This window comes from Flavobacterium aquatile LMG 4008 = ATCC 11947 (genome assembly GCF_000757385.1).
Taxonomy (GTDB): domain Bacteria; phylum Bacteroidota; class Bacteroidia; order Flavobacteriales; family Flavobacteriaceae; genus Flavobacterium; species Flavobacterium aquatile.
The window spans coordinates 505,229-517,677 of sequence record NZ_JRHH01000003.1 but is presented as its reverse complement, the minus strand read 5'-3'; the positions used below and the strand labels follow the sequence as shown (position 1 = coordinate 517,677).

The following is a 12,449-nucleotide window of genomic DNA, read 5'->3' as shown; positions in this document are numbered from 1 at the left end:
ACTACAATCCATAGACATCAAATAATGAACAATATCTTACTTCAACCTACTTATTTCCCATCAATAAGTCATTTTGTTGCGATGGCAAATGCCGATACGATTACGTTTGAAATGGACGATAATTTCCAGAAACAAACCAATCGCAATCGAATGTACATATACAGCCCAAACGGATTACAATTATTAAATATCCCAGTAAAACATAGTAAAGACGCACATCAAAAAACACGTGATATCAAAATCGAAACTGCATTTGATTGGCAAAAACAACATTTCAAATCGCTTGATGCCGCTTATAGAAGTTCGCCATTTTTTGAATATTTTGAAGATGACATTCGCCCAATATTCGAAAAACAGCACACGTTTCTACTCGACTTAAACTTTGAAGCAATGGCTATTATTTCAAAATGTTTGGGACTGAAATTAGAATATAAAGAAACTGCAGAATTTTTTAAAGAAGCAACCAATTTTGAAGATTTTCGTCATTTGGCAAACGGAAAAAAAGACACTTCGGAATTTGAAAGTTACACACAAGTATTTGGAGAAAAATTTGGATTCATAAATAACTTGAGTATTTTAGATTTACTTTTTAATGAAGGAAGACATGCTTTGGAGTATTTAAAAGATCAAAAATTATAGATTATTTTTCAATCATCAATCGCGTCACTATTGGATAATGATCGGAATTTTTAAATAGAGGAAAGTTCTGAAAACTCTTTACTTTCATTGATTTATCGGCAAAAATATAATCAATTCTAGCAGGATAATATTTAAAATTGTAGGTTTCCCCAAATCCTTTTCCGGCTTCTTCAAAACAATCGTTCAAATTACCTTTTATGCTTCTATAAACGTATGAAAAAGCGCTATTATTCATATCTCCGCAGATAATCATTGGATAGTTACATTCCTTTTTATGCTTCATTAAAATCTCCGCTTGCAACTGTTGTTTGGTAAAAGCTTCACCAATTCGTTTAAAAACCATTTGCGATTTTTGCTGATCAATAGTTTCAACATGTTCTTGCATTTCGCTTACATCGGGTGAAATTTTTATAGATTGTAAGTGCATGTTGTAAACTCGAATAGTATCACTTCCTTTTCTAATATCGGCATATACAATTAAATTATCCGATTCTGGAAACTCAATATTTCCTTGATCAATTATTGGAAACTTAGAAAAAATCGCTTGACCCGTTTTAATTTTATTGCCTTGCATAAAAATAAACTTATGCTTGTATACACGTAAATCCACATTAGCAGTTTCAGAATATTCTTGAATACAAAGTATATCTGGATTTTGCTCATCAATAAATGCCTTCATTTCGTCTTTCACTGATTCGCGTTCAATCCACTGAAAAAGGTTGAACAATCTAACGTTATAACTCATTACAACAAAGTCTTTTTCTTCAAATGCTTGGTCGTTAGTCGAAAATTTGTAGAATTTGTTTACAAAGGTAATTCCAAGCACGAGTACAATTCCGGATAAAATCATCTGACGTTTTAATTGTAACATCCAAAAGATAAAAAATAATCCGTTTACTATTAGAAACAATGGTAAAACCAAAGTTAAAACCGATAAAAATGGAAAAAACTTTGGAGCTAAAAAAGGTAAAACATAAGCAATGAAAGTCAATACAGTTAATACTATATTGAAAAAATACATCACTTTGTTAAACACTGAAAGTTTCTTCATAATACATTGCCACGAAGGACCGCTATCTAAAATCTGCTATCTAAAATCTGAAAACTTACTTCCCTGCTTTGAACAGAAATTCTTTTTCTTGAGCAGTCAAACTATCATAACCCGACTGACTAATTTTATCAAGAATTTCGTCAATTTGCTGCTGCGTTTTATCTTTTACTACAATTTTACTTTGTGCATTAACGGTGGTTTTTTTTGGGTTAACATGAACTTTTTTGAATGGATTAGATTTACTTGGTTGAAACAAATTAACAAAAAAATTGATGATGTTAGTTACAATGTTACTTAAATCGGTTCCGCTTTGCAAAACCTTTATGTAAATTACACCAAAAATTGCTCCAGCAATATGAGAAATATGTCCGCCAGTATTTTCAATTAGAATTTGCATAATATCTAAAATCAAAATTACAGCAGTAAGATGCCATAACTTAACATTACCGATTAATAACAATCTAATTTGCATCAATGGTTGATAAGCTGTTGTTGCTACTAAAATAGACAAAACTGCAGCCGAAGCACCAACAATTGGAGCGCTAATTCCCATTAATAAATAGGCTATTGCAAATGCTAAACCTGCAAAAATAGCACTTAAAATATACAATCCGAGAAACTGTTTTTGGGTGAAAAAAGTTAGAAACAATCGGCCAGAAAAATTAAGCATCACCATATTAAAAAACAGATGCCAAAATCCAGAATGAAGGAAAGCATAAGTTAAAAAGGTCCAAGGGAAAATTAAAAAGTCGTTAGGATTTGATGAAAGTGACAACCAATATGGGTATTCAAATCGGAATGCTGAAAACTTAAAAAAAAGCACCAAAGACAATAGGAACAAACCAACATTCCAATAAATTATTTTATTAGTAATGTCGCCAATTTTATACTGCAATTTTATATCGTCAAATATTTTACTCATCTTAGTTCCAGCGATTATGTTTAAATTGATTTTTTCTCCAGAACCACATCATTATAAATCCTGTTAATGCTCCGCCAATATGTGCGAAATGGGCAATTCCTGTGCTTCCAGCTCCAAAAATTGAGCTACCTTTAAAACCTAAAAACAAATCTATCGCTAGAATTCCAGGTACAAAATATTTCGCTTTTATCGGAATTGGAATAAATAGTAAAGATAGTTCAGCATTTGGAACCATAAATGCAAATGCAACTAAAAGTCCATAAATTGCACCAGAAGCACCAACAGCAGGAGTTCGTGAAATAATATTAGCTTGTTCAATTACATTATATTGTTCTTGTGTACAATTTACTCTTTCTAAAATAGCTTGAAAATTACTAGCCACCATTTTTCCATTATCATCAAAAACATTTCTCAAATCTGAATTTAATAATGTTGTTATTTCCGACTTAGAAAAGTTAAGCTCCGATACAGAATTCATCAACGAATGAATTTGAAAATAATTTACAGCCGTATGCAATAAAGCTGCGCCTAAACCACATGAAATATAGAAAAACAAGAATTTTTTTCCGCCCCAAAAATGTTCTAAAGCACTTCCAAAAGAGAATAATGCAAACATATTAAAGAAAATATGCGAAATTCCTCCATGCATAAACATATGAGTTAGTGGTTGCCAAAATTTAAACATTGGATTTTCAAAATAGTAAAGTGCAAAATAATTATCTGCAACAGGAACTAATTGACTTCCGATAAAAAAGATAATATTAATAATCAAAAGTTGTTTTACAACAGGTGTGATGTTATTCATCATAATGCAAATTTTTTGTCAATATCTTCCACACGCATCGTGATGAAAGTTGGTTTTTGAAAAGGTGAAACGTTGGGTTCTTTGCAAGCAAAAAGATTATTTACTAAATTTTCTTGTTCTTTCTCGGTCAAATAAGTTCCGGTTTTAACCGATAAACTCTTGGCCATAGATTTTGCAATGGTATCGTTTTGACTAAAACTACTGTCTGGTATTCCGTCTTGTAAATCGGTTATTAATTGCTCCAAAACCATAGAAACTTGACTCTCAGAAGTATTGACAGGAATTCCCGAAAAATGAATGGAATCTTTATCAAAAACTTCAAAAATAAATCCGGTGTTTTCTAATGACGGTTGCAATTCGGCTATTAATTTCATCTCATTATTAGAAAAATGCAATTGCAAAGGAAACAATAACTGCTGACTAGAAGCCTGATGCACAGTCATATTAGATAAAAATTGCTCGTACAAAACACGTTGGTGTGCTCGTCCTTGATCAATAATTACCATTCCCGATTTAATTGGACTTACAATATATTTTTTGTGAATTTGATACGTTCTTTTAATTGTTTGTTCCTCTTCTTTTTCATCAAATAAGGATGCGGTAACTTCATCATTTTCAAAAGAAAAACTTTCTACTTCACTTGAATCTTGTTTTAGTCCAACATATAAACTTTCCCAATTGGCAGAAGCAAATTCGTTATTTTTAAAATTAGATCCTCCTGAAAATTGCTTTGCTGGTTTTTGTGTAGCAAATTCATTATCATTAGAATTTGAAAACGGATTGTAAGTACTATCAACTTGAATAGTTGGATATTCGGCAGTTTTATTCTGATACTGATATGGTGTGTCCAAATTTGGATCTCTATCAAAATCTAAAACTGGCGACACATTAAACTGTCCTAAACTATGTTTTATTGACGAACGTAAAATGGCGTAAAGTGCATGTTCGTCATCAAATTTTATTTCGGTTTTTGTAGGATGAATATTGATATCAATAGTGTTTGGTGGCACATTTAAGTAAATAAAATAAGTTGGTTGCGCACCATTTGGCAACAAACCTTCATACGCCGACATCACAGCATGATGCAAATAACCGCTTTTTATAAATCGGTCGTTTACAAAAAAGAATTGTTCTCCTCTATTTTTCTTTGCAAATTCTGGTTTTCCTACAAATCCTTCTATCGTTACAATTTCGGTTTCTTCTTGAATTGGAACTAATTTCTCATTGGTTTTACCCGAAAAGATATTTACAATTCGCTGACGAAAATTGGAATTCGGTAAATTAAACATTTCACTTCCGTTGTGGTACATTGTGAAATATATTGATGGATGAGCTAATGCAACACGTTGAAATTCATCAACAATATGTCGAAATTCAACCGTTTCCGATTTCAAAAAATTACGTCGCGCCGGAATATTAAAAAATAAATTCTTTACAGCAAACGAAGTTCCTTTTGGTAAAACCGAAGGTTCTTGTGAAACAAACTTACTTCCTTCAATTATAATATGTGTTCCTAATTCGTCTTGCTCTTGCTTGGTTTTCATTTCAACATGAGCAATTGCGGCAATTGAAGCCAAAGCTTCACCACGAAAACCTTTAGTATGAAGCGAAAATAAATCTTCTGCTTGACGGATTTTTGATGTTGCATGTCTTTCAAAACACAAACGAGAATCAGTAACGCTCATTCCCTGACCATTATCAATTACTTGAACTAACGATTTTCCTGCGTCTTTTATAATCAATTTAATGTCAGTTGCTTTTGCATCTACAGCATTCTCCAAAAGCTCTTTCACCACCGATGCCGGCCTTTGTACAACTTCTCCAGCTGCAATTTGGTTGGCTACGTGATCAGGAAGTAATTGAATGATGCTTGACATTATTTGTTTAAAGTTATCGGTTTTTCAAAGTTAGCAAAATTAAGGAAAAACAATCGGTTATTATAGTTAACAACTTACTAAAAAAGAAAAAACCTACTCTTTAAAAAAGTAGGTTTCTAATTTATATTTATAAAACTAGTTTATGATTATTTATTTTCAGAAATTCTTCTTAATTCTGCCATTTTTATTGCTGCAATTGCGGCTTCAGTTCCTTTATTTCCGTGAATTCCACCACTTCTGTCGATTGATTGTTGTTCGTTATTATCAGTTAACAAACAAAAAATAACTGGAACATCGGTTTGAACATTCAAATCTTTAATTCCTTGTGTTACACCTTCGCAAACAAATTCGAAATGCATCGTTTCTCCTTTAATTACGCAACCAATGGTGATAACAACATCTACTTCTTGAGTCACAATCATTCGTTGCGCTCCGTAAACTAATTCGAAACTTCCTGGAACATTCCAACGAACAATATTTTCTTTAGTAGCGCCACAATCTAAAAGTGCAGCAATGGCACCATTATATAAACCTTCGGTTACATGATCGTTCCATTCAGAAACAACAATCCCAAATCGAAAGTCTTTTGCATTGGGTAACTTAGTTTTATCGTATTGAGATAGGTTTTTATTTGCTGTAGCCATTTTTTCTATTTTAATTTAAATAAATTGTAAAAAAAAAACGAATCAAAAATTGATAACAATTCTTAATTCGCAATTTTTAATTCGTAATTGGAATTATTGAGCCATTCCAATTAAAGCATCAATACCTTGAGCTTCTGGAGCCATTTCGTATTTATCTTTAATTTCAGTGAAATATTTTAATGCGTCTGCTTTGTTTCCTAATGTTAACGAAGTTTGACCTGCTTTTAATAAATATCTTGGAGATGTTAATTCGTTTGGATTCATTTGAGAAGCTTTTACGTAAAAATCTAACGCTTTTTTAGCATCATTTTTTTGTGAGTAAGCATCACCAATCGCACCAACAGCAAATGCACTTAAAAAAGTATCTTTAGAAGAAAATTTCTCTAAATATTTAATTGCATCATCGTATTTTTTCAAGTTTAATGAAGCAATACCTGCATAATAGTTAGCTAAGTTTCCTGCATCAGTTCCAGAATATTGGTCTGCAATATCTACAGCACCTTGTTTTCCATCTGCTCCTTTAAGAACTAAAGTAAACAATGAATCTTGAGTTTTTGGCTCAGCTGCATCAACTGCTTTTTGGAAATTTTGTTGTGTAACAAAAATATCATTTGATGCATCAACTTGGTTAGGTTCTGCAACAAATCTTTGGTATAACAAATATCCTAAAGTTAAAACAGCAATTAAACCCAATCCACCTAAAATATATTTTTGGTTTTTTGCAACAAAATCCTCTGTTCTTGAAGCTGTTTCGTCTAAAGCGTCAAATGCTTTTGCAGTTGTGCTGTCTTGAGCATCTACATTTACATCTTCAATAAAATTATTATCTAATTTTTCTTCTTTTTCTTTTGGTGCTTTGTAACCTCTCTTATTATAAGTTGCCATTTAAATTTAATTTAGTGTGCGCAAAAATAAAATTTTTATTCTAATTTGAAAGTCATTTTGTCGATAATTTTCAATAATTTGCACCCACTTAAAATAAAATACTCACAAAGTCTCTGAATACAGTGTTTTCAAGCCATTACAAATGTTTTTAAAAAAAATTTCTTTATTCAATTATAAAAATTTTTCGGAAGCAACGTTCGAATTTGATTCAAAAATCAATTGCTTTGTTGGAAAAAACGGCATCGGCAAGACAAATGTGCTCGATGCAATCTATCATTTGTCTTACGGAAAAAGCTATTTTAATCCGCTAGCGATTCAAAATATCAAACATAATGAAGAGTTTTTTGTGATTGATGGCGAGTTTGAAAAAGCAAATCGAAGTGAACAAATTATAAGTAGTTTCAAAAAAGGTCAAAAGAAAATTCTGAAACGAAACGGAAAACAATACGATAAATTTTCAGATCATATTGGATTTATTCCGTTAGTGATTATTTCTCCTGCTGATAATGATTTGATTATTGAAGGAAGCGAAACGCGCAGAAAATTTATTGATACCGTAATTTCGCAATTGGATTCAACCTATTTGCAGGAGTTGATTCAATATCAAAAAATCATAAGTCAACGTAATGCGCTTTTAAAATATTTTGCTTTAAATCATGTTTTTGAAACCGACACTTTATCCATCTACAACGAGCAGTTGAATGGATTTGGCCAGAATATATTTGAAAAACGCAAAAAATTTATAGCAGAATTTCTTCCGATATTTAACAAACACCATCAAGCCATTACTGATTCTGCAGAAAAGGTACAATTGGTTTACGAAAGCCATTTATTTGACGGAGAAATGTTGACTTTATTAGATCAAAATTTGGCCAAAGACAGAGCTTTGCAATATACTTCTGTGGGAATTCACAAAGACGATTTGTCGTTTCAAATAGATGATTATCCAATCAAGAAATTTGGTTCACAAGGACAACAAAAATCATTTTTAATAGCGTTGAAATTAGCTCAGTTTGAATTTGTCAAAAAACAATCGGGTGAGAAACCTATTCTGCTTTTTGATGATATCTTCGATAAATTAGATGAAACTCGAGTTGGCAAAATTGTGGCTATGGTCAACCAGGACGAATTTGGTCAATTATTTATTTCCGATACGCATCCGGAACGTACCGAAACTATTGTAAAAACTACGCATCAGAGTTATAAAATATTTAGTTTGTAATATTTGTTACATTGTTCTAAATTTACTCAATTAATTTTGCATCAAAAACACATTATGAAAAAAATTCTTTCTTTACTAATTGTATCCTTTTTATTCGTTAGTTGTCAAGGTCAAACTTCAAAAACCATTGAAACTATTGACAGTAAAACCTATTCTGACAAATTATCTACCACTAAAAACCCGCAATTATTGGACGTTAGAACTCCAGAAGAATACGCTGTTGAACATCTAGAAAATGCTTCAAATGTAAATTGGAACGGCGATGAATTTGTTGCAAAAGCTGAAAAATTAGACAAATCGAAACCAGTTTTTGTGTACTGCAAAGTGGGTGGACGAAGTGGTCAAGCAGCCAATAAATTAGCCGAATTGGGTTTCAAAGAAATCTATAATTTGGAAGGCGGAATTATGAAATGGCAAGGTAAAAAAACTGCCAATTCTAATGCAAAACCAACCGGAATGAATACATCAGAATTTGAAAAACTAATCAATGCAGATAAAAAAGTAATCATTAATTTTTCGGCAAAATGGTGTGCACCTTGCAAAAAAATGGCTCCGTATTTAACTAAAATGCAAGACGAATTAAAAGGCAAAATTTCTTTAATTAGATTAGATGCAGATGAGAATAAAACTTTGCTAGAAACCATGAAATTGAATGAATTACCTGTTATATTAATCTATGAAAACGGTAAAGAAACTTGGAGAAGTTTGGGGTATTTATCTGAGGAAGATTTGAGAAAACAACTGTAAATTAACGATTTTTGATTATAGAAACTTAAAAAAATGATTACAAAAGAAGCACTTCAGTTTTTAGCAGATTTAATCGCAAACAACAACACCGAGTGGATGCATGCTAATAAAAAACGTTACGAAAGTTATAAGAAAGATTATCATTCCTACATCGCTTCTATATTGGCAGAAATGAAACTTTTGGATCCAACATTAGAACCTTTAGAAGTTAAAAATTGTACGTTTCGCATCAATCGCGACATTCGTTTTAGCAAAGACAAATCACCCTATAAAACCAATATGGGCGTTTGGTTTACACAAAATAAAAATAAAAAAAATAGTCCGGGATATTATATTCATTACGAAAAAGGAATGTCATTTATTGCTGGCGGAGTTTGGTGTCCAGAGCCAAATGAATTGAAATTAATTCGTAAAGAAATAGAGTTTTTTCACGATGATTTAGAAGAAATAGTTTCTGATAAAACCTTCAAAAAAGAATTTAAAGAATTGACTCGCGACGAAAATAATACACTCAAAAAAGCGCCAAAAGATTTCGACGCAAATCATCCTGCGATTGAATTTTTAAAACTAAAAAGTTACACAGCATCACAAAAAATTGACGATAAATTATTCACTGAACCCGATTTTAGCAAAAAAATTGCTCAGAAATTAATCGCATTAAAACCGATGAATGACTTTTTGAGACGAGCTTTAGAAACAGAAGAATAAAATCAATTAAAAATTAAAAATTACGAATTACGAATTTTTAATTTCAGTTTTTAGAATCGTAATTCGTAATTTCAAATTCGTAATTTTTCATGCAAATTCAAACAAATTTCTCCCTAAAAAAATTCAATACATTTGGAATTGAAGCCAAAGCCAAACAATTCGTGGCGGTTCATTCTAATGATGAATTACAATCGATTTTAGAAAATCATGCTTCGGATAAAAAATTTATTCTTGGCGGCGGTAGTAATATGTTGTTGACTCAAGATATAGATGCATTAGTCATTCATATTGATTTAAAAGGGAAACGAATCATAAAAGAAGACGATGATTTTGTTTGGGTTGAAAGTCAAGCTGGAGAAAATTGGCACGAATTTGTTCTTTGGACTATCGACCAAAACTTTGGCGGATTAGAAAATATGTCATTGATTCCGGGAAATGTGGGTACAACTCCAGTTCAAAATATTGGAGCTTACGGAACCGAAATTAAAGACACTTTTGTTTCGTGCGAAGCGATGAACATTCTATCACAAGAAATGAAAACTTTCACAAAAGAAGAATGTAATTTTGGTTATCGTGAAAGCATTTTCAAACAAAAAGCAAAAGATAAATATGTGATCACATCTGTAGTTTTCAAACTCACAAAACGCAATCATAAAATCAATACTTCGTATGGCGACATTACAAAAGAATTGGAAAACCAAAACGTCACAACTCCAACATTAAAGGACGTTTCCAATGCTGTAATTGCCATTCGTCAAAGTAAATTACCAGATCCAAAAGAGCTGGGAAATAGCGGCAGTTTCTTTAAAAATCCGATTATTTCTAAGGAATTATTTGAAAAAGTACAGCAGAAATTTCCAGAAGTAAAATTCTTTGAAGTTTCACCAACCGAAGTAAAAGTTCCTGCTGGATGGCTAATTGAACATTCTGGATTAAAAGGATATCGAAAAGACGATGCTGGCGTTCACAAAAACCAAGCGTTAGTATTAGTAAATTATGGAAATGCTACTGGACAAGATATTTTAAACTTATCAAAATACGTTCAAAAAACGGTTTACGATAAATACGGAATTGCAATTGAAGCGGAAGTCAATGTCATATAATATCAAATTTTAGATTTTAGATATTAAATTTAAAAATGTAATGTTTAAAATCTAAAATCTAAAATTGAATTTCATACTTTTGCAATCGTTTTTAAATAAGACAAAAAAGCCATTATGTTACTAATTTTACTTTGTTTATTCATTGCTGTTGTAGTTATTCAATTCCTATATTATGTAGTGTTTTTTGGCAAATTTTCTTTTGCTAAACCGCAAACTTCTACACCAAAAAGAATTCCAATTTCGGTAATTGTGTGCGCTAAAAACGAAGAAGAAAACGTAAAAACCTTCCTTCCATTATTATTAGAACAAAATTATCCAGATTTTGAAATTGTGCTTATTGATGATGCTTCAAGTGATGAAACATTAGAAATTTTTGAAGTATTTGAAAAACAACATTCCAACATCAAATTAGTAAAAGTAGAAAACAACGAAGCTTTTTGGGGCAACAAAAAATTCGCTTTAACATTAGGTATCAAAGCTGCCAAAAACGAATACTTACTTTTTACCGATGCCGATTGCTACCCAAAATCTAACGATTGGATTAAGGAAATGAGTGCCCAATTTACTATGAAAAAAAGCATCGTTTTGGGTTATGGTGCTTATGAAAAGATTTCAAATTCGTTCCTAAATAAAATCATCCGTTTCGAAACATTATTAACGGCAACTCAATATTTTTCTTGGACAAAATTAGGAAAACCTTATATGGGCGTTGGTCGAAATATGGCATACAAACGCGAAGAATTTTTCAAAGTTCGTGGTTTTATGGATCACATGAAAATCCGTTCGGGCGACGACGATTTGTTCATCAATCAAGCTGCAAATTCTGAGAATACAACCGTTTGTTACACACCAGAAAGTTTCACATATTCAAAACCAAAAACCAATTTCAAAGATTGGTTTACCCAAAAAAGACGTCATGTTGCCACAGCAAAACACTATAAAGCGTCTGATAGAACACAATTGGCGCTTTTTTATGCCACACAATTATTGTTCATCCTTTTACCAATAATCCTTCTAGCGTTTCAATTTCAATGGATTATTGTACTAAGTTTGATAGCTTTCCGTTATCTATTTGCATGGATATCACTTGGGTTTGCTGCTGGAAAATTAAAAGAAAAAGACGTAATGTACTGGTTTCCAATTATCGAAATCATAATTATTTTCACACAACTTAACGTTTTTATCACCAATACATTCTCAAAACCAGTTCAGTGGAAATAAATCCGTACATAGAAAAAGCCAAGAAAGGCGACCAAGTTGCCTTCACTTACCTACTCGACCATTACTGGAACGAGGTCTATGGATTTATGCTAAAACGTACCGAAAATGAAACCGATGCAGAAGATATCACAATAGAGACTTTCTCTAAAGCATTCGACAAATTAACCACTTACAATCCTGAATTTCAGTTTAATACATGGTTAATTGCCATCGCCAAAAACGTGCATATTGATTTACTTCGCAAAAAAAAATCGACTCTTTTTGTAGAAATCACCGACGAAGAAGACCAACAAGCCTACAACATTGCCGACACATCGCCTTCTGCAGAAGATGAATTGATTACCGAACAAAATTTATCGCAACTTTTGCAATTCATCAAAGAACTAAAGCCTCATTATCAAGAAGTTATACAACTTCGCTACTTTCAAGAAATGAGCTATCAAGAAATTGCCGAACAACTTGAAGAACCTTTGAGCAACGTCAAAATCAAACTCCTTCGTGCCAAAAAACTATTGGCAGAAATCATTCAAACTAAACGTTAGATTATTTATTTTAAGAAACGAATGGCTTGGTTCATTTTGGTTTCCATTTTCCTGCTATTCGCACCGCACGGCGGTTTGCTTCT

At 32.0% G+C, this 12,449-nt stretch carries 13 protein-coding genes; 7 read left to right on the top strand and 6 right to left on the bottom strand.

The annotated features are described in order from the left end of the window. Nucleotides 1-24: 24 nt before the first annotated feature. The gene (locus tag LG45_RS08275; protein WP_035126060.1) at nucleotides 25-639 is read left to right on the top strand and encodes a WbqC family protein; all 615 of its coding nucleotides are present in this window, start codon (nucleotides 25-27) and stop codon (nucleotides 637-639) included. Nucleotide 640: 1 nt separating this feature from the next. On the opposite strand, the gene LG45_RS08270 is transcribed toward LG45_RS08275, so the two are convergent. From LG45_RS08270 to LG45_RS08245, 6 genes are all read right to left on the bottom strand, one after another. Next, nucleotides 641-1,690, bottom strand: coding sequence for an endonuclease/exonuclease/phosphatase family protein (locus LG45_RS08270; RefSeq protein WP_035126059.1), 1,050 nt, complete (start codon nucleotides 1,688-1,690; stop codon nucleotides 641-643). A gap of 55 nt (nucleotides 1,691-1,745) precedes the next feature. Next, nucleotides 1,746-2,612: a rhomboid family protein gene (locus LG45_RS08265; RefSeq protein ID WP_035126057.1), complete on the bottom strand. Its 867-nt coding sequence runs from the start codon at nucleotides 2,610-2,612 to the stop codon at nucleotides 1,746-1,748. A 1-nt stretch (nucleotide 2,613) separates the two neighbouring features. Next, a complete protein-coding gene (locus LG45_RS08260; RefSeq protein WP_035126729.1) occupies nucleotides 2,614-3,417 on the bottom strand; it encodes a rhomboid family intramembrane serine protease in 804 nt (267 codons plus the stop codon). Continuing rightward, nucleotides 3,417-5,294 (bottom strand): DNA mismatch repair endonuclease MutL, encoded by a 1,878-nt coding sequence (gene mutL, locus LG45_RS08255; protein ID WP_035126056.1) that lies wholly within the window; start codon nucleotides 5,292-5,294, stop codon nucleotides 3,417-3,419. Before mutL ends, LG45_RS08260 begins: the two co-directional genes overlap by 1 nt. A gap of 146 nt (nucleotides 5,295-5,440) precedes the next feature. Next, nucleotides 5,441-5,938: a 6,7-dimethyl-8-ribityllumazine synthase gene (ribH, locus tag LG45_RS08250; RefSeq protein WP_035126054.1), complete on the bottom strand. Its 498-nt coding sequence runs from the start codon at nucleotides 5,936-5,938 to the stop codon at nucleotides 5,441-5,443. Nucleotides 5,939-6,031: 93 nt separating this feature from the next. After that, a complete protein-coding gene (locus LG45_RS08245) occupies nucleotides 6,032-6,823 on the bottom strand; it encodes a tetratricopeptide repeat protein (protein WP_035126053.1) in 792 nt (263 codons plus the stop codon). 142 nt (nucleotides 6,824-6,965) lie between these two features. Between LG45_RS08245 and recF the strand changes: the two genes are divergently transcribed. From recF to LG45_RS08215, 6 genes are all read left to right on the top strand, one after another. After that, nucleotides 6,966-8,045 (top strand): DNA replication/repair protein RecF, encoded by a 1,080-nt coding sequence (gene recF / locus LG45_RS08240; protein ID WP_035126051.1) that lies wholly within the window; start codon nucleotides 6,966-6,968, stop codon nucleotides 8,043-8,045. 54 nt (nucleotides 8,046-8,099) lie between these two features. Next, complete coding sequence (locus LG45_RS08235; RefSeq protein ID WP_035126043.1) at nucleotides 8,100-8,792, top strand: rhodanese-like domain-containing protein; 693 nt, start codon at nucleotides 8,100-8,102, stop codon at nucleotides 8,790-8,792. Between the two features lie 33 nt (nucleotides 8,793-8,825). Beyond that, entirely contained in the window at nucleotides 8,826-9,500 is a 675-nt protein-coding gene (locus tag LG45_RS08230) for a DUF2461 domain-containing protein (protein ID WP_035126041.1), read from the top strand. Nucleotides 9,501-9,589: 89 nt separating this feature from the next. Further along, nucleotides 9,590-10,603 carry a UDP-N-acetylmuramate dehydrogenase gene (gene murB, locus LG45_RS08225; protein ID WP_035126039.1) on the top strand — a complete coding sequence of 338 codons (1,014 nt, stop codon included), beginning with the start codon at nucleotides 9,590-9,592 and terminating at the stop codon, nucleotides 10,601-10,603. Nucleotides 10,604-10,717: 114 nt separating this feature from the next. Continuing rightward, a complete protein-coding gene (locus LG45_RS08220; RefSeq protein WP_035126037.1) occupies nucleotides 10,718-11,824 on the top strand; it encodes a glycosyltransferase in 1,107 nt (368 codons plus the stop codon). Beyond that, complete coding sequence (locus LG45_RS08215; protein WP_035126035.1) at nucleotides 11,815-12,366, top strand: RNA polymerase sigma factor; 552 nt, start codon at nucleotides 11,815-11,817, stop codon at nucleotides 12,364-12,366. The genes LG45_RS08220 and LG45_RS08215 overlap by 10 nt, the downstream gene beginning before the upstream one ends. Nucleotides 12,367-12,449 lie beyond the last annotated feature (83 nt).